Source organism: Pseudoroseicyclus sp. H15, from assembly GCF_054353345.1.
In genome coordinates, this window is the sequence record NZ_JBTHJE010000002.1 from 47,783 (window position 1) to 73,517 (window position 25,735).

Sequence of the window (25,735 nt, forward strand, 5' to 3'; positions counted from 1 at the left end):
GAATGCACACGGGAGGGCCAGCCGCGCTAAAGCTGCTGCCCCACCACGAAGCGCGCCGCCGCCTGGCCAAGCTCACGGCTCATGTCGTTGTACATCTCGTCGAAGGCGGCGAAGAGCCCGTCGTTGAGGGCCTGGCCCGGGTCTGTCTCGGAGAAGGCGATGTAGGCGTCGAGCGCGGCATCGTCCAAGGGCTCGTAGGCCAGCGTCAGGAAGGAATAGGTCCATTCCCGCGTGCTCTGCCGGATCTGCGGCTCCGACTCCCAGACCTGCTGCAGGATCTCCCCCTCGCTCATTGTGGGAAAGCCGCCGCCATCCGCCAGCCCGAGCATGAAGTTGAGCGAGCCGTTCAGCCCGCCCTGCACATTCGCCTCGATCAGATCGTTGGCCGCGACGAAACGCTCCAGCTGCTGCTGGCGCGCCGTCTCGTCGGCCATGGCGATGGCGGCGGCCTCTCGGGCCATCTCTTCGACATCGTCCTGCAGCAGCGCCCCTCGGGCCTCGACCTCCAGCCCAGCGATGGTGATTCCGGGCTCGGAGGTGAAGAAGTCGATCATCGCGCCGATGTCCTCACCCTCCAGCTCGTCGGTGAGGTTCGCCAGCACGGTCTGGCGCATCTCGTCTTCGTCGTAGATCGCGGCCACCCGCTTCTCCCATTCGCCGCGCGGCGCCTCGGGGAAGAGCTGACTGGCGACGGAATTGCCGTATTCGACGCCCTCGAGCTGCATGATGTGGATGATGCCGGGCAGCTGCATCGCCTCGGCAAGTTGCCCCACCTGCTCGGCATCGGGCCAGGCCGGCGCACCCAGGCCGGTGGCGAGGGGGACAAGGGCGACGGCGAGAGAGGCGCGCATGAGCAGGCTCCTGAGCTTGAAGTTTGACCGAGGATAGGAGCGCGCCCCACCCCCGCCAAGGCCCCCTGCCCGCCCGTCGCGCGATTGTCAGGGAGGCGGGAGTGCGAGTGCGCCCGCGCCGCACGGAAGGGGCTTGCAAGCGACCGTTGGAGGCCTTAGACGGCGCGGGCGATCACGGAGAGGTGCCGGAGTGGTCGAACGGGGCGGTCTCGAAAACCGTTGACCCTTCACGGGGTCCCAGGGTTCGAATCCCTGTCTCTCCGCCACTTGCCTGCCCCTGTGCAGGCAAGCGCTTCCCCGAAAATATGCCCTCCTACAGCACCTTGTCCAAGGTGATCGGCAGATCGCGCACGCGTTTGCCGGTTGCGTTGAAGACAGCATTGGCCACCGCTGCCGCGACGCCGGTGATGCTGATCTCGCCGATGCCGCGGGCGCCCAGGGGCGTGCGGGGGTCGGGGATGCCGGTCCACATCACGTCGATGAGCGGCACGTCCAGATGCGCGGGCACGTGGTAGTCCGCCAGCGAGGGGTTCATGATCCGGCCGGTGCGATCATCGTAGGCCGTCTCTTCCGTCAGCGCGAGGCCGAGGCCCATGATCATGCCGCCGCGAAACTGGCTCGTCGCCGTGCGCGGGTTGAGGATCGTGCCGCAGTCGAACGACCCCAGCATCCGGTCGACCCGCACCTCGCCGGTTACTGAGCTGACGCGCACTCCGGCGAAGACCGCCGAGGTGCTGTGCATGGCATATTTGAAGAGCTCCATGGGCATCGTGCCGCTGGCCGACACGGATAGCTCGTCGCGGTTGGCCCGGCTCAGGACCGAAGCGAAGCTCTCAAATCGGTCGGCATCGTTCACTGCAACCAGCCCTCCTCGCTCGAACCTCACGTCGCCGGCGCGCAGCCCGGCGAGCGGGCTTGCGTTGCCGGCCAGGCGCAGCAGCTCGCCGGACAGCTTGGCCGCCGCCGCGATCACCGCCCCGGCGATGGAGACGGTCTGCGCCGATCCGCCGGCCACAGCGGCGGCGGGAAGGTCGGAATCGCCCATCTGGAAACGCACGGCCTGCAGCGGCAGGCCGAGGCGGTCGGCCGCGTGCTGGCTCTGCACCGTCGATGTGCCCATGCCCATATCCTGCGCAGAGCAGGCGACGGTCGCGGTGCCGTCGGCATGCAGGGTGATCCGCGCTGCAGAGCCCGGCATCCGGGCATAGGGGAAATTCCCGCAGGCGCAGCCCATCCCGAGCAGCCATTCGCCCTCGCGCCGCGTCGCCGGATCGGCCGATCGCTGCGCCCAACCGAACCGCTCGGCGCCGTCCTTGAGGGCCTTGTCCAGCGCGTGCTGCGAGAAGGCCGTGCCGGAGACCGGGTGCACATCGGGCAGGTTGCGCAGGCGCAGCTCTACCGGGTCGATGCCCATGGTATGGGCCAGCTCGTCCACCGCGCTCTCCACTGCGAAGGTGCCGACGGCCTCTCCGGGGGCACGCATGAAGGTATTGGGCACCACGGCCAGATCGACATGGCGCTGGCCGAAGGCGTAGCTCTTGGCGCGGTACATGCCGCGGGTGCCCAGGGTATAGGCCTCGGGGCTGGCGCCATAGGGCGGCATCACCGAATATCCGGTATGTATGAGCGAGGCGAAGTGCCCCTCCTCGTCCGCCCCGATGGCGACCCGCTGCTCAGTCTGGCTGCGCCCGCCGATCATCCGGTAGGTGCCCTCCCGCGTCAGCATCAGCCGCAACGGCCGGCCAACCATGCGCGCCGCGGCGACGGCGATGATCTGGTGATCCCAGAAGCCTTTGGCGCCGAAGCCGCCGCCCACGAAGGGGGAATGCACGCGCACGTTTTCTCGCTTGAGCCCGAAGAGCTTGGCGAGGGTCGTGGCGGTTGCGGCGATCATCTGGGTTGCGTCGTGCACGGTGAGGCGCTCGCCCTCCCAGATCACCGTCAGGGCGTGCAGCTCGATGGCGTTATGGTTCTGCCAAGGCGTCGTATATGTCTGATCGACCTTGTAGGCGCTGCGGGCCAGCTCGCCTTCGGCATCCCCGGCGCTCTGCCGGGTTGGCTCGATCAGCAGGCTGGGAATGGTGCGGGCCTCTGCCTTGCCGGCGTCGAAGTCGGTCGGGGCGGCGCTCTCTTCATAGGCAATGGTGAGGAGCGAGGCGGCATGGTCGGCCTCTTCCTGCGTGGCTGCGATCACGGCGGCCACGACCTGGCCGTTGTAATGCACCTTGTCGTCCTGAAGGACCGGCAGGTCGCTGTTGCCGACAGCCGAGAGGTTGGCCGTCCCCATCAGCGGGGGCGTCCCCAGCCGGGGCATGTTGCGATGGGTGACGACCGCCAGCACCCCAGGCGCGGCCTCGGCGGCGGCTGTCTCCAGCGTTCGAATCCGGCCGCGCGTGATCGGCGCATGCAAGAGCGACGCGTAGCACAGACCGTCGACCGCGACCTCGGCGGCGAACCGGGCGGTGCCTGTCACCTTTTGCGGCGCATCGTTCAGGGCCGATTGCCGGCCCACCTCGCCATGTGTGCCGATCAGCGGGTCGGGGGAGCCGCCGGGAAGCCACGTCCCGGGCACCCAGCCGACGGCGGTGCGGACCGATCCGATGAGGAAGTTCTGAAAGTTGCTCATCGTGCTTGCTCCGAAAGAGTGCCTAGGACAGCGCAGATCGTGCGCCTTGCGAGGTCTGTCTTGAAGGCGTTGGCAGGCTGGGTGACGGCGTCCGCCAGTTCCGCTTTCGCCGCGCGGGCGATTGCTTCTGGCATGGCCACTTCGCCGATCAGGAGCGCCTCGGCCTTCGATGCACGCCAGGGCTTTGTGCCGACGCCGCCAAGGGCGAGGCGCAGCTCGGTGATGGTCTCGCCCTCCATGCGCAGCCCGGCCGCGACGGACACGAGGGCGAAGGCATAGCTCGCCCGGTCGCGCACCTTCCGGTAGGTCGCGTGTTCCGCGATGCCCGACGGGGGCAGCGAGATGGCGGTGATGATCTCTCCCGGCGCAAGGGCTGTCTCGCGATGCGGCGTGTCGCCGGGCAGCAGGTAGAACTCGTTCAGCGGGAGGCTGCGCTCGCCGCCCGGGCCCTGCAGATGCACCTGCGCGTCGAGCGCGACCATCGCCACGGCCATGTCGGAGGGATGCGCGGCGATGCAGGATTGCGAGGTTCCAAGGATTGCGTTGTAGCGCGCGACACCGCCGATGGCATCGCAGCCGCTGCCGGGGCTCCGCTTGTTGCAGGACGATCCGGCGACATCGGCGAAATAGGCACAGCGGGTGCGTTGCATCACGTTGCCCGCCACCGTCGCCATGTTGCGGATCTGGGCCGAGGCCCCGGCGAGGATGGCCCGCGTCAGCATCGGGTAGCGCGTGCGTACCATCGGATGGGCGGCGAGGGCCGCATTGCGCACGGCGCCGCCGATCAGCAGGCCGCCGTCTTCTGTCTCTTCGATGGCGGTGGACAGGCCGGTGACATCGACAAGCTGCGCGGGCGTTTCGACGCCCTTGCGCATCAGGTCCACAAGGTTCGTGCCGCCACCGAGCAACTTAGAGCCGGCCTCCAGGCTGACGGCATCTGCAGCGCTGGCGGCGCGGGCGTAGGTGACGGGGTTCATTGCCGGCCCTCCGCGACCGAATACACGGCCTCTATGATGCCGTTATGGGCGCCGCAGCGGCACAGGTTGCCGCTCATGCGCTCGCGGATCTCCTCGCGGGTCAGAGGCGGCTTGGCGGAGAGGTCTGCGGTGACGTAGCTCAGCACGCCTGCCTCGATCTCGCGCAGCAGGGCGGTGGCGGCGCAAATCTGCCCGGGCGTGCAATAGCCGCATTGCATGGCGTCGTTCTCGATGAAGGCGGATTGCATCTCGTGCAGCGCCTGCTCCGAGCCCAGCCCCTCGATGGTCGTCACCTCGCGCCCGTCGACCTGCGCCGCGAGGGTGAGGCAGGACAGAACGCGCTCTCCATCGACCAGCACCGTGCAGGCCCCGCAGGCGCCCTGGTTGCAGCCGACCTTGGTGCCGGCGAGGTGAACATGTTCCCGCAGGAAATCGAGAAGCGAAACCCGGGCATCGGCCGGGGGATCGTATGCGGTGTCGTTGACTGTGATGGCCATGGAATACTCCCTGCTCCGCCGCTCTTCGTGGATGATACGGCGAAATTCGGAGTATTCAAGTTTCGATGTAAACGATCTTCGCCATAAGACCGATGATCGTGTCGCGCTCCTGCGGCGTGAGAGGCGCAAGCATCTGGGCGCAAAGGTCTTTGTAGGCGCGCATCAGATCTTGCGTCAGCGCCTTCCCCGAGGCCGTAGGCTGCAGGGCGACGGCGCGGCGATCCTCTTCGGGGCGATGCCGCTCGATCAGGCCTCGCCTGACCAGACGGTCGGTGGCGGAGGTCGTCGTCGTGGCCGGGGTGCCGAGCAGTCGCGCAACATCCGTCGGGCCCACGCCCGGCTGGTGCGCGACGTGGAGCAGGATCTGCTTGTCCAGCTCGTTCAGGGCGCTTTTGCCCTCATGAGAGGTAGCGAGCTTGTAGCGCCGGGTGAACGCCTCCAGAGCGGCGCTGAGATCTTCGAGTTGCTGGTCGGTCGGCTGCGTCATGCGGTCGATATATGCCGAGCGGCTGGCGATGGCTATTGCCCGTTGCGACGCAGGTCGCGCGCCGAGCGGCGCCCGTGTGGCAGGGCTTCCGGCTACCTTTTCACGGCAAGCCGAGTATCGTTGGCGGCGGCACCTAGCCCGCCGCCAACGCGTCGCTTCAGTAGTCGAACGCCTCGCTCCAGCTGCGCTCGAAGACCTTCTCGTCGCCCTCGAAGGCCTCGTAGCTGGCGTCGAGGCAGAGCTGGCCGTCCTTCCAGGAGACATGCGAGCGGGTCTCCAGCCGAACCTGCCACCCGCCCTCGCGCCAGTAGCGCGAGCTGGCCGCGAAGGTGGCGCGGGTCTTGCTGCCGTCGCGTGGGTCGACGACGCTGGTGTGGCCGCCGTTGCCAGCCATGACCATGCCGCCAAGCTCCCAGGTGGCGCGGCGGTTGGTGACCACCATCTCCACCTCGCCACTGCCGAGGTGCCAGACAATGTCGCGGGCGATCGCGCCGGGCTCCAGCACTTCGGACGGCACCGGGGAGGCATGGATGGCCGGGCCGTAATCGGGCTGGGTGTGATCCGTCTCGGGCGGCATGCCGGGGAGGTTGAACGACATCGTGCCGGGCTCCAGCGTGATCGCGTTCTTCTCCCGCTCCGGCCAGACCATCGGCCAGTAGCTGGTCGAGAGAGCCACGCGGATGCGGTGGCCGGGCGTGAACTCGTGTGCCACGCCTTTCAGCGGGACCTCCGCCTCGAAGGGCTCGCCCGGCGCCACGCCCTCGGGCCGCTTGAGGCGGCGGACGGCGAAGGTGACGCGGCCGGAGGTGCCGTCGGGCCAGACCTCGTTCAGGCGCACGACGATCAGCGCCCGCGGACCCTCGAAGGAGAGACGCACCTTCAGCACCGGCATGCCGACCAGGAAGAGCGGTTCGTCGAGCGGCGGCGTATCGAAGCAGAGCGACATGCCGTCATCCGCGCGGGCATCGCCGGCGAACTCGGGCCCGTTGCCGCCGCCATCGAGCGGGCACCACTCGCCGCCCCATGTGCCGATGGAGAGCGGCGAGTCCAGAACGATCGTCTCCTCGGTCGCGCCGCGCTCCGGCGAGAGACGACGGTCATCGGGGTAGAACAGCTGGTCCGGCGCTTCCGGCGGCCAGGCTGGCAGGCCGATCCAGCGGCCACCGATTTCGGGGTTGCGGGTGTCGGGCAGAGGATCCTTGCCGAGCCAGAGCTGCAGCTGCGGCTCGTCCATGATGCCGGTGTCCTCATCCATCAGCCAGTGCTTCCACCAGCGCATGGCATCCTGCAGGAAGCCGATCTGTGGCCCGGGCTGGCCCCAGGTGGGATACATATGGGTCCACGGTCCGATCAGGGCCTTCTTCGGGCCGGGCAGGTTCTCCATCAGCCGCAGGATCGGATCTGTGTAGCCATCGACCCAGCCGCCCACGGCCCAGACGGCAGCAGTGATGTCGCTGTAATCCTCGCAGACCGAGCCGTGCTTCCAGAAGTCGTCGTAGTCGGTATGGGCCAGCCAGCGGGCGAGCGGCGGCTCCTTGATGCCGTCGAGCCGCTTCAGCCACATCTCGCGCCAGTCGTCGCCGACATGCGCCGGATCCGGTGGGCGGCCGAGCTGCGAGAACAGGCCCGACCCCCACTGCATCCCGTCGTGCAGCAGCGCGCCGCCCATGAAATGCACGTCGTCGGTGTAGCGGTTGTCGGTCGAGCAGGCGGTGATGATGGCTTTCAGCGCCGGCGGGCGGCGCGCGGCGACCTGCAGGCCGGCGAAGCCGCCCCAGGAGATGCCGATCATGCCGACATTGCCGTTGCACCACTCCTGCTCGGCGAACCAGGCGATGACCTCGCAGGCATCGTCCTGCTCCTGCTTGAGGTATTCGTCGATCAGCAGCCCCTCCGAGTTTCCGGAGCCGCGAATGTCTACCCGCGCGGCGGCGATGCCGTTCTCAGCGAAATAGCCGTGCATCATACTGTCCTGGAGGGCCGTGCCGTCGGACTGGCGGTAGGGGATCCATTCCAGCACGAGCGGCACTTTCTCGGCGGCCGGCTGCTCCGGCAGCCAGAGGCGGGCGTGCAGGATTGTGCCGTCCGAGAGCGGGATGGTGATCTGCTGGAAGGGCGCCGGCGTGTCGCTGGTCACGCTGACGGTGAAATTCTGCATGGGGGGTCCTTTCTTCTGGGTTCCCTGCGGGTGGTGGGGCTGCGCCTCAGGGCGCGGGCGGGATGGAGCGGGCGGCATTGGCCGCGCTGCGTTCGGGCACGATGTCCGGCCCGTCGAGGCCGGGGCCGGGATGGCGGGCGCGGTGCCAGGCGGCGCCGAGCGCGGTGACGGAGCAGAGCACGCCGCCAATGACGAAGACGGCCGGCATGCCGATGGCGTCGGCCACGGCGCCGGCGATGAGAGAGCCGATGGGCACGGTGCCGAGCATCATCATCGAATAGATCGCCATGATCCGCCCCCGGTAGCCGGGCGGGGCGAAGTGCTGCAGCAGCGTGTTCGACGCGAGGTTCTGGCTGAGGATGGCGAAACCCATCGGCAGCGCCAGAAGCGCCGTCAGCCAGACATTCGTCGAGAGCCCCATGCCGATGAGCAGCAGGCCCAGGCCGAAGGCCGACCAGACGGGCCAGAAGCGCATCCCGTCGAGCTTGTCCGAGAATGTCAGCGTCAGCCCGGCGGCGACGGCGCCGATGCCGGAGATCGACATGAGGGTGCCGGCGAGTCCCGCATCCGCGCCCAGCATCTCGCCCGCCAGCACCGGCAGGAACGAGAAATAGGGCACCGAGGTGAAGGAGCAGATGCCGACGAGGATCAGGATGCGACCCGCCTCGTTATGCGTGCGCACGAACGCGAGGCCCTTGGCCATGTCGTCGAAAAAGCGGCCTCGGCTCACCGGATCGCGATGGGGAAGGGTCATGGTGGCGACGACATAGGCGGGGGCGAGGAAGGCCAGCGCCTTGAGGAAGAAGGCATAGCCCTCCCCCACCCAGGCGGCCACCACCCCGCCGATGGCAGGGCCGATCAGGCGGGCCGAGTTGAAGAGCAGCGAGTTGAGCGCCAGGGCGTTGCGCAGGTCTTCCGGCGGCACCAGCTCGGCCACGAAGGTCTGCCGCGTGGGGCTGTCGAAGGCCTGCACGATGCCGATAAGCGGTGTGATCGCCAGAAGGAGGCCGATGGTCACGTTATCGGTGACGGTCATCACCGCAAGGAAGGTGACGAGCGTGAAGTTGAGGCCGAGGAGCGTCAGCATCAGCTTGCGCCGGTCGACCCTGTCGATGACCGTGCCGGTGACGGGGCCGAGCAGGAACGTGGGGCCAAGGTCGCAGACGGCGAGCACCCCCAGCATGAAGGGTGAGGCCGAGAGCCGCCACATCAGCCAGCCAAGCGCGATGGAGTGGATCCAGCTGCCCACCACCATTGGAACCTGTGAGAAGAAATAGCGCCGGTATTGCGGATGGCTCAGGGCGCGAAAGGCCCGCCGCCAGCGCGCAAGCGCCGGCGACACCACAGGTGAGGTCGTCACGTTCAGTTACTCCTGCCGCGCCGGGGCCGGCGGGCTTGCCTTGGGTCTTGAAAGGCCCCGGAGCATGCCGCTCCGGGGCAAGGGGCGCTCAGACGCCCTTGAAGTCGCGCAGCAGTGCCCATTGCGCGTCGGCCGAGTAAGCGGCCTCGACGTCGGGCTTCGAGATCCAGGCGTTCACGCCGTGGTAGAGGAAGACATATGCGCCGGTCTCCTCCAGCTCGTTCTGCAGCTCGACATACATCTGGTCGCGAACCTCCGGGTCGGTCTCCTCCGCAGCCGCCGCGTTCTTGGCGTCCCACTCGGCGCTGCCGGTGCGCTGGAAGTTCCACACGCCGATCTGGCCGGAGGTGAACCACTCGGTGACCCAGGAGGGGTCGGGCGCGGTGGTGAAGGTGTTGAAGAAGAGCTCGATCTCCTTGTGGGTGCCGCCCTCGTTGTCCTGCTGCTGGGCGGTGAGCGTGGCGCCATCCATCTGGCGGATGTTCAGCTTGATGCCCGCGGCGGCGAGCTGGGCCTGGATGACCTGAGCCGCGATGAGGAGGTCGGGGTCGGCGCCGAAGAACAGCGTCACCTCAAGCCCCTCGGCCCCCGCTTCTGCGAGCAGTTCCTGCGACGCCGCGGGATCGTAGGGATAGAGGTTTTCGTAGCGCGCGCCGAGCAGCGGCGGCGGGACGATGCCGTACGCCTGCGTCACGGCCTCGCCGAAGGTGGCGACGACCACTTCGGCCGGGTCGATGGCTCGCTGGATGGCGCGGCGCACCCGCACGTCCTGCAGCTTCTCGCTTTCGACGTTCATGCCGAGCCATGTGTAGGCAAGGGCCGGCTTGACGACGAGGTTGTCTGCCTCGGGGTCTCGCACCGGGATGGAGTTCACCGCAATCTGCGTCGCATCGAGGTCGCCGGCATCGAAGGCGGTTTCGGCGGCAGTCAGATCGTCGATCGGGAGCAGCTCGATGACGTCGTAATAGGGCTCGGGGCCGGTCCAGCCGGGGTTGCGCGTCAGCCTGATCCGCTCTCGCGGGCGCCACTCGCCGATCTGGTAGGGGCCGGAGCAGGCGAGCGGGTCGGTCTCGATCACCGCGCCGCCGGAGGCTTCCAGCGCAGCCTTGCTGACGATCAGCCCCGAGGCATGCGGCATGGTGGACGTGAAGAGCGGCGCGAAGGGCTGCTTGAGGTGGATGATGCCGGTGTAGGTGCCTGTGACCTCCACGCTGTCGAGCGCGACCCAGTCAGAGCCGTAGACGGCGTCGACCGCGGGGTCGAGGAAGCGCTCGTAGGAGAATTTCACATCCTCGGCCGTCAGCTCGCCGAAGTCGTTCGTGAACATGATGCCGGGGCGCAGGGTGAAGCCGATGTGCAAGGGATCGCTGTCATCGATGCTCTCGGCAGCATCGAGCTCCCAGCCCCATTCGTCGCCGGAGGGGTAGCGGATCAGGCCGCTGAAGATAGCGAACATGATGGTCTCGTCATACCAGCCGCCGCGGGTTGCCGGATCGAGCCGGCGGATGTCGCCGTCGTTGCGGATGCGCAGGGTCGTGCCGTCCTGCGCGAAGGCGGCGCCGGCCGAGAAGAGACTGCCGGCGGAGAGGGCCAGGCCCCCTGCCCCGAGGCTCTGCATCACCTGGCGTCTGTTGAGCTTGATTTCCGTCATGTGTCGTTTCTCCAAAGTGGGTCTTCAAATGCTGGTGGCGCGCGCTGCCTGACGTGGCAGAGGCGTGACGTTGGACATCTCGGGTGCGGCCTGCCCCGCTTCGGCATGGTGGCAGGCGACGATATGGCCCGGCCCGATGGCCCGCCGCTCCGGCGCCATGGCGCGGCAGATGTCGGTGGCGCGCGGGCAGCGGGTGTGGAACTCGCAGCCCGAGGGCCGGGCTTTCAGGCTGGGCACCTCGCCCTCGATCGGCGGCGCGGCGGGCGCTCCGCCCACTGCCCGCGCCTTGAGGAGCGCACGGGTGTAGGGATGCGCCGGTTCGGCGAAGATCCGCGCCGAGGGGCCGGTCTCGACGATGCGGCCGAGATACATGATGGCGATGCGGTCGGTGACATGGCGCGCCACGGCGAGGTTGTGGGTGATGAGCAGAAAGCTCACGCCCAGCCGCTCCTGCAGCTCGTTGAGCAGGTTGAGGAGTTCGCCCTGCACCGACAGATCCAGTCCCGCCGTCGGCTCGTCGGCGATGACCAGCGCGGGGTCGAGCGCCAGCGCCCGTGCTACTGTCACCCGCCGCGCCTGGCCGCCGGAGATCTCGTGCGGGTAGCGCCGGGCGAAGTCCGGCCCGAGGCCCACCTTGCCGAGCAGCTCCACCGCCTTGTCCATCCGGTCGCCCTTGAGCATCCGGTGGATCACCAGCGGCTCCGTCACCGAGCGGCCGATGCTCATGCGCGGGTCGAGCGCGGCCTGGGCATCCTGGAACATCAGTCCGACATTGCGGCGGATGCGCGCCCAGGTCTGGCCCGAGGCCTGCGAGGTGACCTCATCGCCGATGCGGATGGTGCCGCCGGAGATCGGCGTCAGGCCAAGGGCGGCGCGGCCGAGCGTCGTCTTGCCCGAGCCGCTCTCGCCGATGAGGCCGAGCGTCTCGCCGCGTTCGATGCGTAGGGCGACGCCGGGCAGGATGGTCACCTCATGCGGCGCGCCCCGCAGCCGCTCGATAAGCGTGCCGGAGGGGTAGCGAACGACGAGGTCGTTGATTTCGAGGAGCGGCAGGTTGGGTGTCGTTGGCATGGCTCAGACGGCTCCCGCGAAGTGGCAGGCGCTGGCCCTTTCGGGTCCCAGGGGGCGGCGCGCCGGCGCGGTGGTCTGGCATTCCGCCTCGGCCATCGCGCAACGGGGCGCGAAGATGCAGCCCGGCGGGAGGGCGCCGGGGGCCGGTACGGTGCCGGGGATGGTCGGCAGGTGGCGCGTGGGCGTGACGATGCTGGCCGGGTCACATTCGAGCAGCGCGCGGGTGTAGGGGTGCTTGGGATCGGCCATCACCTCGGCCACCGGCCCGGTCTCCACCAGCTCGCCGGCGTAGAGCACGGCGACCCGGTCGCACAGGCGGCGGACGACACCCATGTCGTGGGTGATGAAGACGACGGCCCCGTCGATCAGGCGCCGGGCCTCGCGGATCAGCTCGATGATCTGGTCCTCGGTCGTGGCATCGAGTGCCGTGGTCGGCTCGTCGGCGATCAGAAGGCGCGGGCCGGCCAGCAGGGCCGCGGCGATGGACACCCGCTGGCGGATGCCGCCGGAGAGCTGGTGCGGATATTGCTTCATCCGCGCGCCCGGGTCGGAGAGGCCTACCCGCGTCAGCATCTCCTCCGCCCGCGCCCAGAGCGCCCGCCGCCCCTCGCCGCGCCAATGCTGGAACTCCACGAGCTGCCGGCCGATGCGGGTGACGGGGTTGAGCGAGGTGAACGGGTCCTGCGCGATGGTGGCGATGGCGCTGCCGCGCAATCGGCGCTGGGCGTCGGCGCCCATAGCGGCCATGTCCTGCCCCTCGAAGAGCACCTGTCCGGTCACATGCGCGCCGTTCGGCAAGAGGCCGGTGATCGCCGAGGCGAGGCTCGACTTTCCCGAGCCGCTCTCACCGACCAGCCCCAGCGTCTCGCCCGCCGCCAGCTCCAGCGTCACCCCGCGCACGGCGGCGACATGGCCGCGGCCCTTGGCGTAGTTCACCGAGACGTCGTTGAGGGACAGGACCGCGCTCATGACCGCCCCCTCGCCCGCGGGTCGAGCGCATCGCGCAGGGCCTCGCCGAAGAAGGTGAAGGCGATGGTGGCGAGCACGATGGGCGCCCCCGCGGTCAGCGCGATATGCGGCGCCTGGCGGAGATAGGCGTAGCCCTCCGACAGCATGTTGCCCCAACTCGCCTCGGGCGGCTGCACGCCCTGGCCAAGGAAGCTCAGCCCGCTCTCGATGCCGATGACGGCCGGGATATCCATGGCGATGAGCACAAGGATCGGGCCGAGGAGATTGGGGAGCAGATGCGAGGCGGCGAGGCGCAGCTTCGAGGCCCCCATCGCCTCGGCGGCGGTCACATAGTCGGCGTTGCGCAGCACCATCACCTGGCTGCGCACCACGCGGAAGTAGCCGGGCGCCATCGAGATGGTGATGACGACGATGAGCGTCACCATCGACGGCCCGTAGATCGAGACGAGCGCCAGGGCGAATAGTACCAGCGGCAGCGCCTTCAGCGAGTCGTTGATGAGCACCAGCAGGCTGTCGAGCCACTTGGGCGCGAGGCCCGAGACGAGCCCCAGCGTCAGCCCCACGGCCAGCGCGCCGGCGGTGCCTGTCAGCGCCACGCGAAGCGCGGTGCGGGTGCCGAAGATGATGCGGCTCAGCACGTCGCGGCCGAGCTGGTCGGTGCCGAGCCAATGCGCCAGCGACGGCCCCTGCATCCGGTCGCGCGGCGAGATGGCGATGGGATCGTCAGGCGCAACGAGCGGCGCGAAGATGGCGACGAAGAAGAGCAGCAGGATCACGGCGAGCGAAACGGCGCCGGCCGGATTGCGCAGGAGGCGCTGGAGCGGCCCCTGGGCGAGCTGCAGCCGCAGGCCGCGGCGGGCGGGAAAGGCGGTGACGTCGGTCATGGCTCAGCCCCCTTCCGCGACGCGCGGGTCGAGCAGGCCGATGACGGCATCGGCGAGGACGTTGGCGGTGACGTAAAGGCCCGTCGTCACCACCACTGCGCCGAGCAGCACCGGAAAGTTGCGGCTGATGACGGCGTCATAGGCGAGCGAGCCAAGGCCGGGCCGCGAGAACACCACCTCCACCAGCACGGCGCCGGAGAGCAGGTTGCCCATCCCCACCCCGAGCACGGAGACGACGGGCACGACGGCAATCGGCAGCGCGAAACGCAGCGCGATGCGCAGGTCAGACACGCCGTAGGAGCGGTAGGTGCGCACATGGTTCTCGCTCAGCGTCTCGATCAGCGCCACGCGCACGAGCCGTGCGATATAGCCGACCCAGGCGAGGCCCACGGCCAGTGCCGGCAGGACGAGATGGCTGACCTGGTCGCCGAAATCGCCCGGCTCCCCTGCCCCGATGGCCGGGAACCAGCCCAGGGTGACGGAGAAGAGCATCAGCCCGTAGATCGCCATCAGGAAGGCCGGCAGCGCGACGACGGAGGTGGAGATGACACCGACGATCCGGTCGATCAGGCTGTTGGGCTTCAAAGCAGAGATGACGCCGAGCGGAAGGCCGATGACGATGGCCCAGCCGAGCCCGGTAACCGCCAGCATCACCGTGCGGGGCAGCGCGGCCAAGACGAGATCGGCGACGGGCCGCTGGGTGAGCAGGTCATTGCCCATGTCGCCGCGCAGGATCTGCCCGAGAAAGCGCAGGGCCTGAACGAGGAGCGGCTGATCGAGGCCCATGCGCTCGCGGAAGGCGATCTTCTGCGCCTCGCTGGCACGGGGGCCGAGGGCGATCTGCGCCGGATCGCCGGGCACCGCGTAGATCAGAACGAACAGGACAAGCAGGGCGATGATGAGCACCCCCAGCCCCAGAAAGACGCGCCGCGCCAGATATGCCCCCAAGATCGTCCCCTTCCCGACCGCCCCCGGTCGTCTCTCATATCAGATACTCACTGTGATATATTACGACAGACATTGCCCGGCAGGGCGCAAGACCTTAAGGGTCATTTGGCCGGCAGCGCCCTGTCCGGCGCCCGGTTTGTCAGCGCGAAGATGGAGGCTTTGGGGAGAGAATGAGCGGCCCGCGAACAGAACGCGCCTATCAGCTTCAGCCTGACGCAGCGGAACCCGACCTGAAGCCCGCCTCGCTCGCCGATCAGGCCCACGCCACGATTCGCCAGCGAATCGTCAGCTGCGAAATGGCGCCCGGCTCGGAGTTCATCGAAGCCGATCTCGCCACCAAGCTGGCGATGAGCAAAACGCCCGTTCGCGAGGCCCTGCTACGCCTGCAGGTCGAGGGCCTGGTGCAGGCCATTCCCCGGCGCGGCTATCAGGTGACGCCGATCCATGTCTCTGACATCGACGACATCTTCGACTTCCGCCTTGCCATCGAGGGTGATTGCGCCGCTCTCGCCGCCGAACGGGCGGGCAACGAGGCCATCGACGAGCTGACCTATCTGGCTGACGCGACCAACGACGAGCAGCATGCGCTCGCCGGCAACGATATCGAACGGATCAGCGCGCAGAACCAGCTCAACAACGTCTTCCACGAATCCGTTGCCCTGGCCGCCGGCAACGCCCGGCTTCATCGCACCGCCGTGCAGGCGCTGCGCGAATTCGAACGGTTCTTCTTTCTGGAATGGAAGTCCCCTGCGCTCTACGCGCCCGACCACAAGGACCATTTCGAGATCGTCCGCCACATCAGCGCCGGCGACGCCGCCCAGGCCCGCGCCTCGATGGTCGCCCATATCGACAGCTCCCGTCAGGCGCTCCTCTCCGTCCTCACCTCGCAGAGCCGAAGCCTGGGGTGGCTGACGAGGGTTTAATGCTGCTGTTGTAGCGTCGGGCGAGAGGCGGACCTTCGCGGGACGTCTCACGCTCCTGAGCTTACGCGCCCGCATTGGTCGGAGACTGAGCGCAAGCTTTTCGCTCCCTCTGACTTGCCCACCAGAAACCCGCCAGTTAGTAGTTATGTTATAACGTATCGAATCTGGTCGGACGGTACAGCCGAGCCGGCGACACAGCAATGCACCTACCGGTTCGGCATTTGCGAGAAAGGGCCCGCACATGTCCCACAACCTCGGGCGCACCAGCCTGAAGAAACGCGGGCGCGAGGGAGACGCCATGCGCGAGTTCGAAAGTTTGCCCGCCCCTCTGCGGAAATGGGTGGCCGGCGCCATGCTGCCCTGGCGGCCCGGCTCGGTCCGCCGCGCCTACCGAAAGGCACTGGAGCGCACTGGCTGCCCGGAGACGGCGCTGAGAGAACTCGACGCGATGGAGCACCGGCTGGTCGCCAAGGACGCGGCTCGCGTCTGGGGCGCGGCGCATCCCTTTGCCTCGGGGTGGGGAGAGTGAGGCGGATGGCACGAGTTGGCTGGCGGGGCTTCGCGATAGCGGAAAGTCCCGGCTTCAGAAGCTGGAAAGAGGGTTCAGCGGCCCGTCCCTTTCGCAAGGCGAAGACAGGCCCGGAAAGTCCTTTCTCCACGTAGCATACCCCCCTAGGGTATGTTCTTTTATCAATAAAAGCAGCATCTTAGCTTCCCACCACCCAACCCCCATGCTAACCAGACCACCGGAGGAGCCGGCGAGCACCGGGAGGAGGCCTCATGTCATTCAGCAACCGTCCCGCCACCGCGGCGGGCGCCGTCATCTTGCGCCGGAGGGACCGCCCGTGAGCATCCGCTTCGATCTCGCCGGCTTCGCCCGTGACGATACGCTCGGCGACCATGCCCGGCTCATGCGGCTGGCGGAGCGGGCGGACGTGCTGGGCTATGGCGGCATCTGGTTCAACGAATTCCACTTCCGCGGCGCGACCAATCCCTACCCGCACACGCTGCTGCTCGGCGCGGCCATCCTCGCGCGGACAGAGCGGCTGCGGTTCGGCACGTCGATCCTCGTCCTACCGCTGCATCACCCGCTCATGCTGGCCGAACAGGTGGCGCAGCTCGACTTTCAGAGCGGCGGCCGCATCGATGTCGGCGTCGGGCGGGGGACCAACCCGGGCACTTTCAGGACGCTCGGGTTGCCCCTTGAGGCGAAGGAGAGCTTCGGCGAGGCGCTGGACATCATGCTAAAGGCATGGAGCGGCGCGCCCGTCTCCGCCACCGGCCCCACCTGGCAGTTCGAGGATGTCACCGTCGGCCCGCCGCCGGTGCAGCGTCCGCACCCGCCCGTCTACGTCGCCGCCGTCTCGCCCGAGACCATGGCGCTCGCGGTGGAACGGCGGCTGCCGCTGCTCCTGTCGCTGGAGCCCAACGAGACCCGCCAGATCGGCCCCTTCACCGAGGCCTTGGGAGAGGATCGCGCGCCCCTCCGCGCCTCCTCTCTCTCGCGCTACATCATCATTCACCGCGATGCGGCGGTGGCGGAGGAGAAGCTGCAGGCCCTCCTCGCCCTCCTCAACAAGCGCAGGGCCGATCGCGCCGACGCCAAGGGCGAGGCCCCTCCCCCGCCCCGCACCCGTGCCGAGATGCTGCAGGGCCATGCCATCGCCGGCACGCCGGAGGCCTGCGCGGCCCAGATCGAGGCGCTGACCGCCCGCACCGGCGTCCACTCCATCCGCCTCTTCCCCTCGGCCAACGGCGCCCTGCCGCTGGCCGAGGCCGAGCGCACTATTGACCTCTTCGCCCAGACCGTGCTGCCCGCCTTCGCCAGCAGCCGGGCCCCGGCCCCACGCGTCAGCCAAGGAGCCACATCATGATGCGACATCTCACCACCGCCGCCACGCTCGCCCTCATCGCCGGCAGCGCCGCCGCGCAGGACAGCCATTACCCTTACACGGATGACAATTGCGGCGTGGAGACCACCTACGAGGCCGCGCCCGAGCGGGCCGTCACCCTCTCCAACAACGCCACCGAGTTGATGCTGGCTCTGGGGCTAGAGGACCATATGGCCGGCACCTCCTACATGGCCGGCATGCAGATCAGCCCGGAATACGAGGCGACCTATAACGAGATCCCCATCCTCTCGCCGCTCGTCGCTACCACCGAGCAGCTCATCGATGCCGAGGCGGATTTCGTCTATGCCGGCTACCCCGACGGCTTTTCCGAAAGCCGCCACACCCGCGACCAGCTGCATGACCTCGGCATGAAGACGCGGCTGAACACCGAGGGCTGCAACCTCGGCCGCTTCGGCTTCGACGAGCTCTATGGCGAGATCCGCTCCGTCGCCGGCATCTTCGGCGTGCCGGAGCGGGGCGAGGCGCTGATCGAGGAGATGCAAGGTGAGGTCGCCGAGGTCGAGGCGGCGCTGGAGGGGACCGAGGCGATCCCGGTCTTCATCTACAATGGCGGCGAGGATGCGCCCCGCGCCGTGCTCGGCAACACCATGCTGAGCCACGTGGTGGAGCGGGCCGGGGCCACGAACATCCTCGGCGAGGAGAACAACCGCTACGGCAGCACCTCTTGGGAGCAGCTGGTGGCCGAGGCGCCGGAGTACATCGTGGTGTTCTACTCGGGCACCGAGAGCGGGCAGGTCGTGGACGATCCGTCGAACAACATCGGCCAGGCCCGTGTGGACTTCCTGATGAGCCAGCCGATCATCGCGGGCGTGCCGGCGGTGGAGGAAGGCAACTTCATCACCATCTCCTCCGTCATCGGCCAGCCGGGGCCGAGCTCTGTGACCGCGCTTCAGGAGCTGGCCCGCGCCTTCCACCCCGGAGCGTTCGAGTAGCCATGCGAGTGGTGGCGGCACCCCCGGCGGAGGAGACCAGCCCCGAGGATCGGCACCGCGCCGAGCTTCTGGCGATCCTGCGCAGTCCGCCGCCCTCCAAAGTTGCGGCGTCCCGGCCTCCACCGGGCGCCGCGCATGCCGGCGGATATCCCAGCGCCGGCGCCCGGCGAGGGCGACACCTCCTCGCCCTCGCCGGTATGACATCCCTCGTCGTGATCGCCGGGCTGGCCGGGCTGATGATCGGCTCGGTGCATATCCCGGCGGGCACGGCGGCAGCGATTTTCCTGCACTGGATCAGCGGCGGCTGGCTCTTCGAGCCGACATGGCGCGAGGCCTACGAGATCATCGTGGTGCAGACGCGGGTTCCGCGGGTGATCCTCGCCGCCGTCGTGGGCGCCAGCCTCGGCGTCTGCGGCATGGTCATCCAGGCCATCGTGCGCAACCCGCTGGCGGGGCCGTCGATCCTCGGCGTCTCCTCCGGCGCGGCGACCGGCGCCGTGGTCGTGATGCGCTTCGGCCTCGTGACGCTCGGCGCCTTCACGCTGCACATCGCCGCCTTCCTCGGCGGGCTCGCGACGCTCACAATCGTCTTCTGGATCGCCCGCACCGGCGGGCGGATGACACCGACGCGGCTCGTCCTCGCCGGCGTGGCGATGAGCGCCGTCCTGTCGGCCTTCACCTCGCTCCTCGTCCTCACCTCGCCCGACCCCCAGCTCGCCGCCCGCGTGCTGTTCTGGACGCTCGGCGGCTTCGGCGGCGCGCAGTGGAAGCTGCTGCCGATCCCTGTCGCCGCCCTCGCCCTCGGCCTCGCGGTGATGCTCGTGCAGGCGCGCCGGCTGAACCTCTTGATGGCGGGCGACGAGAGCGCCGTGGCGCTCGGCCTCAATGTCGAGGCGCATCGCCGCGCCATGTTCGTGCTGACCGCCGCGCTGACCGGGATCACCGTGGCCGTCGCCGGGGTCATCGGCTTCGTCGGCCTCATCATGCCGCATATCGTGCGCCTCATGGTCGGCGCCGATCACCGCCATGCCCTGCCCGCCGTCGCTCTCCTCGGCGCGGCCTTCACCATCGCGGCAGACCTCGTCGCCCGCTCGATCATCGCGCCTCTGGAGCTGCCGGTGGGCATCGTCACCGCGCTGGTCGGCGGGCCGTTCTTCATCTGGCTCCTGCGCCGTGACGCCCGCTCGCTTGCAGGTGCCCCGTGAGCCTGCCGCCGGGCCGCCTGGCGCTGGAGGGGGTGAGCTTCGAGGCCGGCGGGCGGCCGCTTGTCCAGAACGCCTCGCTGGAAGTGGCGCCCGGCGAGATGGTCGGCCTCCTCGGCCCCAACGGCGCCGGCAAGTCGACGCTCCTGCGCACCATCTACCGCATCAACCGCCCCACCGCGGGCCGGGTGCTGGTGGATGGCGAGGATGCCTGGAGCCAGTCCGCCGCGTGGGTGGCCCAACGCGTCGGCGCCGTCCTGCAGGACATGCCCTCCGACTTCCCCCTGACGGTCGAAGAGGTCGTCGCCATGGGCCGCTCGGCCCACAAGCGCCTGCTGGAGCCCGACAGCGCCCACGATCACGCCCTGATCGACGCCGCCGTCGCCCTCCTCGGGCTGGAGAGTTTTCGTGCCCGCCCCTTCCGCACCCTCTCCGGCGGAGAACGCCAGCGGGTGCTGCTCGCCCGAGCCATGGTTCAGCAGCCTCGCATCCTGGTGCTCGACGAGCCGACGAACCACCTCGACATCCGCTACCAGCTGTCGCTGCTGCGCTTCGTCCGCGAGATCGGCGTGACGGTCATCGCCGCGCTGCACGACCTCAACCTCGCCGCCATGTTCTGCGACCGGCTCTGCGTGCTGGACGGGGGCCGCGTGGTGGCGACGGGCAAGCCGGACGACGTGTTGACGGCGGAGCGGGTCAGCGAGGTCTGGGGTGCGGAGATGATCGTCCAGCGGCACCCGACGACCGGCAAGATCTGGCTGCTGCCGGCGTGATCAGTCTCAGCGGTGCCGGAGCTTTCCGACCGGCCCACGCTCCTAGCGGTAAGGCTCCACGCGGTCCGCCGACAGCGCGTAGCCGATATCGGCGAGCTGGGTGGAGACGGAGGCGGCGCCGAACATGCCGGTGACGACGATCGGCTCGAAGAGGCCCTCGGACTCGTAGGGGCGCTCGGTGGTGACCAGGATCAGCTGGTTCGCCGGCGGCGGCGGTACGTGGATGCATGCGCCGACATAGGGCACCAGCATGAAGGCGCTGACCCCGGTGCCGGAGTAGTCGAGCGGGATCATGAAGCCTGCGATGCGCACCGTCTCGCCGTTCCAGTCAGAGCGCACGCCGGTAGAGATCGGCTGCTGCGCGGCCAGGCTGCTGGCTTCATCGTGCTCGACGAGGCCGGATAGGTCGGGCGCCGCCGCGCCGCCGGGGGGCACCAGATCCTCCCATTCCAGATCGATGGGTGCAGCATAGAGCGGGCGGGCGAGCAGCCCTGCCGGCAGCGCAGCGAGCAAGGTGCGGCGGGTTACCATACGTAGGTCTCGATCTCTTCAGCAGTCAGGCGGTAGCCGATCTCGGCGATCTCGGTGGAGCTGGCCTCTGTGCGTATGACGCCCGTCACCCAGATCGCTGTCCACATGTCGTCATTGCCCCAGGGCTCTTCGGTGGTGACATAAACCAGCTGGTTCGGCGGCGGCGGCGGCACGTGAATGCAGGCGCCGACGTAGGGCACGAGGATGAACTCCGTCACGCCATCCGCCCCCGTCTCCATCGGGATGATGTAGCCGGGCATGCGGATCAGCTTGCCGTCATAAGCCGTGTTCATCTTCAGGCCGTTCTCGTCCCATTCCGGGCGCCAGATGTCGTTGACCTCGTCATAGACGCCCTGCCCCGCGATCTCTGGCCACGGCGTGCCCGGGGGCACCAGATCGTCCCAGGTGATCTCGATCGGGTCGGCCGCGAGGGCGGCGCGGGGCATCAGCGGTGCGGCAAGGGCGCCGGCACCGAGGGAAAGCAGCGTGCGTCGGCCGAGGGAGAGGGAGGCGGGCATGGCGGGTCTCCTTATGTCCGCACCATCATACCATCTGCGAGTGACAGTCTGTAGGCCCGCAGCGCTGGCAGAAGGCTCACGATGACGGCAACGGCGATGACGGCGCCGAGGGTCTGCAGCTCTCGAAGGCTCGGCGGGTCGAGCGGCAGCCAGAGGCCGAAGGCGGCATCGATGAGCGGCCGGCCGATGGCGAGCGCGGCATAGAGCAGCGCCATGCCGGCGAGCGCGCCGATGGCGGCCATCAGCGCCGCCTCCAGCACCAGCAGGCCGAGGATCGTGCTGGGCTTGGCGCCCATCGCCCGGAAGATCGCCATCTCCCGCCGTCGCTCGTTGAGCGAGGAGAAGATCATCGCCATCATGCCGATCAGCGCCGTGACGACGACCATGGCGGAGACGCCGATCAGCGCCGTCTCGGCCACGCCGACGATGGCCCAGAGCTCCTGCAGCGCCACGCCGGGCAGCACGGCGAGCAACGGCTCTTCGGGATACTCGTTGATCCAGCGCTGCAGGCCGAAGATCTGCAGGCGGGATTCCGTCCCAACCAGCGCGGCGGTGATGGCGGTGGGTGTCAGATCCATCTGCCGGATCTGCTCGACCGGTGTCGTCTGGCCGGGGATGCGCCCGCCGGATTGCCAATCGACATGGATCGCCTCGATGGCTTCGAGGCTGACGATCACCGTCCGGTCCACGGGGGTGCCCGTCTTCTCCAGGATGCCGGCGATGCGGAAGGGCTGGTCTTCGTGCTCGGTGAAGGAAGCGAGGCCATGCGAGACGACGATGGGGTCATCGACCGAATAGCCCAGCGTCTCCGCCACGTCGGCGCCGACAACGGCGTCGTAGAGATCCTCCAGCCCGTGGCCGTCTTCAAAGGCAAGGTCTCGCCCGCCGCGATACTTGTAGCGGTCGAAGAACTCCGCGGTCGTGCCCATGACCCGGAACTGCCGGTGACTGTCGCCCAGCGAGATCGGCACGATCCAGTCCACCTCGGGGCGGGCCGCGATGTCCTGATAGCTCTGCCAGGTGACGTTGTTGGTGGCGTTGCCGATACGGAAGACGGAATAGAGCAGCAGCTGGACGGAGCCGGAGCGGGCGCCGACGATGAGGTCCGTGTTGCTGATCGTGTCGGCGAAGCTGGCGCGGGCGCCGGTGCGCACCTTCTCCACCCCGAGGAACAGGGCGACGGAGAGGGCGATGGACAGAACGGTCATTCCAACGGTCAGTGACCGCGCGAGGAGCGAGGCGAAAGCGAGGCGAAAGATCATGCGGCAGCGGCCCGCTCAGTTGTGACGATGTCGGTGAGTTGCACGACGCGGTCGAAGCGGTCGCCTATGCGGGGGTCGTGGCTGACCATGAGCAGGGCCGATCCGGCGGCGCGGCACTGATCGAAGAGCAGGTCGAGGAAAGTGCCCTGCGTGGTTGCATCGAGCGCCGAGGTGGGCTCGTCGGCCACGATCAGCTCGGGCGCGCCGATCAGCGCCCGGGCCACAGCGACGCGCTGCTGCTGGCCGACCGAGAGGTTGCGCGCGGCGCTGGCCGCCGTCCCTTCCGGCAGGCCGAGCGCGGCGAGCAGCGCCCGGGCACGGGCTGGCGGGTCGGACACGCGGGCGCGGCGGGCGGAGGAAAAGTGCAGCGGCAGCAGGACGTTGTCCTGCGCGGAGGCATAGGGCAGCAGGTTGAACTGCTGGAAGATGACGCCGATATGTTCGGCGCGGAAGGCATCGCGCGCCGCCGGTTTCAGCTTCGACATCTCGGTGCCGGCAATGTCGATCTGCCCTTCTTTCGGGGCGAGGATGCCGCAGATCAGGCTGAGCAAAGTCGACTTGCCAGAGCCACTTTCGCCGAGGAGCAGAACGCTTTCGGTCTGCCCGACTTCGAAATTGGGGCAGCGCAGCGTGAAACCGCCCCCACCGTCGTATTGATGGAGCAACCCAGTGAGGGTGAGGGCGGAAACGCTCATCGCTCAGTTGAGCGCGAGCTGGGAAGCGTCGCGCGTGATTTCGGCCGCGCTGGCCCCCGTCTCGGTGATGAGTTGCACTTCGATCTCCTGCGCATTCGGGAAGGCGTCGAGGTAGGGGAAGGTCATTTCGGTCACAGGCCCGGTGCAGGTGATGGAATAGACCGCCTCGAACTCGCTGTGGCCGCCTTCATGGTCGTGATCATGGTCTTCATCGTGCTCGTCATGATCGGCGTGCTCGTCATGGTCATCATGATCCTCGTCTTCGCTGTCTTCATGCTCGTCATGATCGTCCTCTTCGGCGTGCTCATGGTCATGCTCGTCGTGATCGCCGTGAACCACTTCCGCCTCGGCGGCAGAGACGGTGCAGCCGGCATCCGCGCCAAAGTCGAATAGCGCCAGCGGGTCGGAGAGGGTTTGCAGCGCAGCTTCGACGGCGGCAACGTCTTCGTCGCTCTCGGCCTCGTATTCGAAGCCCACGATATCGGCGCCCGGCGCGTGCAGCATCAGGGCAATGTCGCTGCCTTCGATGGCGATGTCGAGCGTGCTGACGCCGTGCTCATGCGCCCCAAGCTCGCGGTGCTCGTCCTGGGCCCAGGCTGCAGAGCCAAGCAGAACGCTCAGGCCGGCGGCCAGCGGGGTCATGTTGCGGATCATCTTGGGCATGCGCCTCTCCTGTTCAGTCAGCCGGTGAGGTCGAGGCCTGCCCGGCAATACGATATAACGTAACATGATGCTACAACATAACAGGCGCATGACGAAAGTGGCTTTTTCGGATCTGCAGCAACGGAAAGCTATCCCTTGGATCGGTGGCAAGTCGTGGCTGTTAACCCCTCCCCGGCCTCCAAGCCCTTGATAACGCGCCCCTGCCCCGGAAAGCAAACGGGCCGCCCCGGGTGGAGCGGCCCGCTTAAGGCTTAGTGCGCGCCGTGGGCCGGCGGGCCGCCCATGTCCGGCGGGCGGCGCACGAAGAAGCTCGCGGCGATCAAACCGAGCGAGATGATCGCGGCGGTGAAGAAGCCGCTGCGCAGCCCCGCCGCAGTTCCGGCCACTACATCGGCGCCGGCCATGATCTCTGCCTGCGCGCGCACCGACATGATCGAGACAAAGAGCGCGATGCCCGCGGCCCCGGCCACTTGTTGCGCCGTGCCGATCACCGCCGAGCCGTAGGAGTAGAGATGCGGCGGCAGCGAGCCGAGCGACGAGGTGAAGAGCGGCGTGAAGAGGCAGGCCAGCCCGACGCTGAGAACGATATGTGCCAGCAGCAGCATCGGCATGCCCGTGTCCAAGCCGAAGGTCGACATCAGCCAGAGCGCCGCGCTCACCAGCACCGCGCCGGGGATCACCAGCTTGCGGGCGCCCACCTTGTCGAACAGGCGGCCGACGAAGGGGGCGAGCAGGCCCATGGTCAGACCGCCGGGCAGCAGCAGCAGGCCGGAGGTGAGGGCCGAGAGGCCGAGCACGTTCTGCATGAAGAGCGGCAGCAGGATGATCATGCCGAAGAGCGACATCATCGCCAGCCCCATCATGACGACAGAAACGGTGAAGACCCGCACCTTGAAGGTGCGCAGATCGAGCAGAGCCTTCTCCTTCGGCCCCAGGATGAGCTGGCGCCAGATGAAGAGCGCCAGCACCACGCCACCCACGACAAGCGGCACCCAGACGGGCATCGCCGCCTCGCGCTCGCCCGCGCCCTCGCCGATGGTCGACAGGCCATAGACAACGCCGCCGAAGCCGATGGCGGCGAGCGGGACCGATATGATGTCGAGCGGCGGGCGCCGCGGCTCGGTCACGTTCTGAAGCTTGAGGTAGCCAAGCAGCAGGGCGCCGAGGCCGATGGGCAGCACCAGCCAGAACATCCAGCGCCAGGCGAGGTAGTTCAGGATGATGCCCGAGATCGTCGGGCCGATGGCGGGTGCCACCGAGATGACGATGGAGATGTTGCCCATCGTCTGGCCGCGCTTCGACGGCGGCACGAGGTTCATCACCGTGGTCATCAGCAGCGGCATCATCATCGCCGTGCCGACAGCCTGCACCACGCGCCCGCCGATCAGCATCGGCAGCGCCGGCGACAGCGCGCAAATCAGCGTGCCGAGGCTGAAGAAAGACATCGCGCTCAGGAACACCTGCCGCGTGTGAAATCGCTGCAGCAGAAAGCCGGTGATCGGGATGATCACGGCCATGGTCAGCAGGAAGGCGGTCGTCAGCCATTGCGCCGCGCTTGCCGTGACGCCGAGATCGGCCATCAGGCGCGGCAGCGCGACCGACATGATCGTCTCGTTGAGGATCACGGTGAACGCCGAAACAAGCAACAATGTAATAACCAGCCGATTCCGGGCGGAGTGATCGACGTCGGCCTCCCCGGCCGAAAGGTTGTTGTCAACGGATGTCATGGAAGCCTCAAACGGATGGGGCGCAAGGAACGCGCCCGCGCTGGCCTCGCGTTCTATCACGAGGATGTCAAGCATCCCATCTTGGATGCCTGTGCGGAATGATGCGCCGTGTCGCAC

24 protein-coding genes and 1 tRNA gene are annotated in these 25,735 nt (G+C 68.2%); 7 read left to right on the forward strand and 18 right to left on the reverse strand.

Annotated elements, in window-relative coordinates:
- Window positions 1–26: 26 nt before the first annotated feature.
- Window positions 27–851: a DUF2059 domain-containing protein gene (locus ACXN5S_RS04055; protein ID WP_458604120.1), complete on the reverse strand. Its 825-nt coding sequence runs from the start codon at window positions 849–851 to the stop codon at window positions 27–29.
- A gap of 176 nt (window positions 852–1,027) precedes the next feature.
- Here ACXN5S_RS04055 and ACXN5S_RS04060 point away from each other — a divergent pair.
- Window positions 1,028–1,117 (forward strand) — tRNA-Ser (locus ACXN5S_RS04060).
- Between the two features lie 47 nt (window positions 1,118–1,164).
- On the opposite strand, the gene ACXN5S_RS04065 is transcribed toward ACXN5S_RS04060, so the two are convergent.
- The 11 genes from ACXN5S_RS04065 to ACXN5S_RS04115 all read right to left on the reverse strand — a co-directional run bounded on the left by ACXN5S_RS04065 (window position 1,165) and on the right by ACXN5S_RS04115 (window position 14,479).
- The gene (locus ACXN5S_RS04065) at window positions 1,165–3,477 is read right to left on the reverse strand and encodes a xanthine dehydrogenase family protein molybdopterin-binding subunit (protein WP_458604121.1); all 2,313 of its coding nucleotides are present in this window, start codon (window positions 3,475–3,477) and stop codon (window positions 1,165–1,167) included.
- The gene (locus ACXN5S_RS04070) at window positions 3,474–4,454 is read right to left on the reverse strand and encodes an FAD binding domain-containing protein (protein ID WP_458604122.1); all 981 of its coding nucleotides are present in this window, start codon (window positions 4,452–4,454) and stop codon (window positions 3,474–3,476) included. The genes ACXN5S_RS04065 and ACXN5S_RS04070 overlap by 4 nt, the downstream gene beginning before the upstream one ends.
- Window positions 4,451–4,951: a (2Fe-2S)-binding protein gene (locus tag ACXN5S_RS04075; protein WP_458604123.1), complete on the reverse strand. Its 501-nt coding sequence runs from the start codon at window positions 4,949–4,951 to the stop codon at window positions 4,451–4,453. The genes ACXN5S_RS04070 and ACXN5S_RS04075 overlap by 4 nt, the downstream gene beginning before the upstream one ends.
- 55 nt (window positions 4,952–5,006) lie before the next feature.
- A complete protein-coding gene (locus ACXN5S_RS04080; protein ID WP_458604124.1) occupies window positions 5,007–5,438 on the reverse strand; it encodes a MarR family winged helix-turn-helix transcriptional regulator in 432 nt (143 codons plus the stop codon).
- A 157-nt stretch (window positions 5,439–5,595) separates the two neighbouring features.
- Window positions 5,596–7,596: a CocE/NonD family hydrolase gene (locus tag ACXN5S_RS04085; RefSeq protein WP_458604125.1), complete on the reverse strand. Its 2,001-nt coding sequence runs from the start codon at window positions 7,594–7,596 to the stop codon at window positions 5,596–5,598.
- Window positions 7,597–7,642: 46 nt separating this feature from the next.
- Window positions 7,643–8,956, reverse strand: a complete 1,314-nt coding sequence (locus ACXN5S_RS04090; protein ID WP_458604126.1) for an MFS transporter — start codon at window positions 8,954–8,956, stop codon at window positions 7,643–7,645.
- 88 nt (window positions 8,957–9,044) lie between these two features.
- On the reverse strand, window positions 9,045–10,607 hold the full coding sequence (locus tag ACXN5S_RS04095; protein ID WP_458604127.1) for an ABC transporter substrate-binding protein: 1,563 nt from the start codon (window positions 10,605–10,607) through the stop codon (window positions 9,045–9,047).
- Window positions 10,608–10,631: 24 nt separating this feature from the next.
- Window positions 10,632–11,678: an ABC transporter ATP-binding protein gene (locus ACXN5S_RS04100; RefSeq protein ID WP_458604128.1), complete on the reverse strand. Its 1,047-nt coding sequence runs from the start codon at window positions 11,676–11,678 to the stop codon at window positions 10,632–10,634.
- 3 nt (window positions 11,679–11,681) lie between these two features.
- On the reverse strand, window positions 11,682–12,647 hold the full coding sequence (locus ACXN5S_RS04105) for an ABC transporter ATP-binding protein (RefSeq protein WP_458604129.1): 966 nt from the start codon (window positions 12,645–12,647) through the stop codon (window positions 11,682–11,684).
- Window positions 12,644–13,531, reverse strand: a complete 888-nt coding sequence (locus ACXN5S_RS04110; RefSeq protein WP_458604130.1) for an ABC transporter permease — start codon at window positions 13,529–13,531, stop codon at window positions 12,644–12,646. Before ACXN5S_RS04110 ends, ACXN5S_RS04105 begins: the two co-directional genes overlap by 4 nt.
- Window positions 13,532–13,534: 3 nt before the next feature.
- Entirely contained in the window at window positions 13,535–14,479 is a 945-nt protein-coding gene (locus tag ACXN5S_RS04115; RefSeq protein ID WP_458604131.1) for an ABC transporter permease, read from the reverse strand.
- A gap of 170 nt (window positions 14,480–14,649) precedes the next feature.
- Between ACXN5S_RS04115 and ACXN5S_RS04120 the strand changes: the two genes are divergently transcribed.
- The 6 genes from ACXN5S_RS04120 (at window position 14,650) to ACXN5S_RS04145 (ending at window position 20,222) form a co-directional block, all read left to right on the forward strand.
- Entirely contained in the window at window positions 14,650–15,402 is a 753-nt protein-coding gene (locus tag ACXN5S_RS04120; RefSeq protein WP_458604132.1) for a GntR family transcriptional regulator, read from the forward strand.
- Window positions 15,403–15,643: 241 nt separating this feature from the next.
- Window positions 15,644–15,931 (forward strand): DUF6525 family protein, encoded by a 288-nt coding sequence (locus ACXN5S_RS04125; RefSeq protein WP_458604133.1) that lies wholly within the window; start codon window positions 15,644–15,646, stop codon window positions 15,929–15,931.
- A gap of 316 nt (window positions 15,932–16,247) precedes the next feature.
- Window positions 16,248–17,276 (forward strand): LLM class flavin-dependent oxidoreductase, encoded by a 1,029-nt coding sequence (locus ACXN5S_RS04130; protein ID WP_458604134.1) that lies wholly within the window; start codon window positions 16,248–16,250, stop codon window positions 17,274–17,276.
- Window positions 17,273–18,247 (forward strand): ABC transporter substrate-binding protein, encoded by a 975-nt coding sequence (locus tag ACXN5S_RS04135; RefSeq protein ID WP_458604135.1) that lies wholly within the window; start codon window positions 17,273–17,275, stop codon window positions 18,245–18,247. The genes ACXN5S_RS04130 and ACXN5S_RS04135 overlap by 4 nt, the downstream gene beginning before the upstream one ends.
- Window positions 18,248–18,444: 197 nt before the next feature.
- On the forward strand, window positions 18,445–19,452 hold the full coding sequence (locus ACXN5S_RS04140; RefSeq protein WP_458604136.1) for a FecCD family ABC transporter permease: 1,008 nt from the start codon (window positions 18,445–18,447) through the stop codon (window positions 19,450–19,452).
- A complete protein-coding gene (locus ACXN5S_RS04145) occupies window positions 19,449–20,222 on the forward strand; it encodes an ABC transporter ATP-binding protein (protein WP_458604137.1) in 774 nt (257 codons plus the stop codon). The genes ACXN5S_RS04140 and ACXN5S_RS04145 overlap by 4 nt, the downstream gene beginning before the upstream one ends.
- A 42-nt stretch (window positions 20,223–20,264) precedes the next feature.
- Here ACXN5S_RS04145 and ACXN5S_RS04150 read toward each other — a convergent pair whose 3' ends face one another.
- The 6 genes from ACXN5S_RS04150 to ACXN5S_RS04175 form a co-directional block, all read right to left on the reverse strand.
- Window positions 20,265–20,753, reverse strand: a complete 489-nt coding sequence (locus tag ACXN5S_RS04150; protein ID WP_458604138.1) for a DUF3299 domain-containing protein — start codon at window positions 20,751–20,753, stop codon at window positions 20,265–20,267.
- Entirely contained in the window at window positions 20,747–21,271 is a 525-nt protein-coding gene (locus tag ACXN5S_RS04155) for a DUF3299 domain-containing protein (RefSeq protein WP_458604139.1), read from the reverse strand. Before ACXN5S_RS04155 ends, ACXN5S_RS04150 begins: the two co-directional genes overlap by 7 nt.
- A gap of 11 nt (window positions 21,272–21,282) precedes the next feature.
- A complete protein-coding gene (locus ACXN5S_RS04160) occupies window positions 21,283–22,533 on the reverse strand; it encodes an ABC transporter permease (RefSeq protein WP_458604140.1) in 1,251 nt (416 codons plus the stop codon).
- On the reverse strand, window positions 22,530–23,228 hold the full coding sequence (locus ACXN5S_RS04165; protein ID WP_458604141.1) for an ABC transporter ATP-binding protein: 699 nt from the start codon (window positions 23,226–23,228) through the stop codon (window positions 22,530–22,532). Before ACXN5S_RS04165 ends, ACXN5S_RS04160 begins: the two co-directional genes overlap by 4 nt.
- Window positions 23,229–23,231: 3 nt before the next feature.
- Window positions 23,232–23,891 carry a zinc uptake protein ZrgA gene (gene zrgA / locus ACXN5S_RS04170; RefSeq protein WP_458604142.1) on the reverse strand — a complete coding sequence of 220 codons (660 nt, stop codon included), beginning with the start codon at window positions 23,889–23,891 and terminating at the stop codon, window positions 23,232–23,234.
- Between the two features lie 251 nt (window positions 23,892–24,142).
- Entirely contained in the window at window positions 24,143–25,618 is a 1,476-nt protein-coding gene (locus tag ACXN5S_RS04175; RefSeq protein WP_458604143.1) for an MDR family MFS transporter, read from the reverse strand.
- Between the last annotated feature and the right edge of the window lie 117 nt (window positions 25,619–25,735).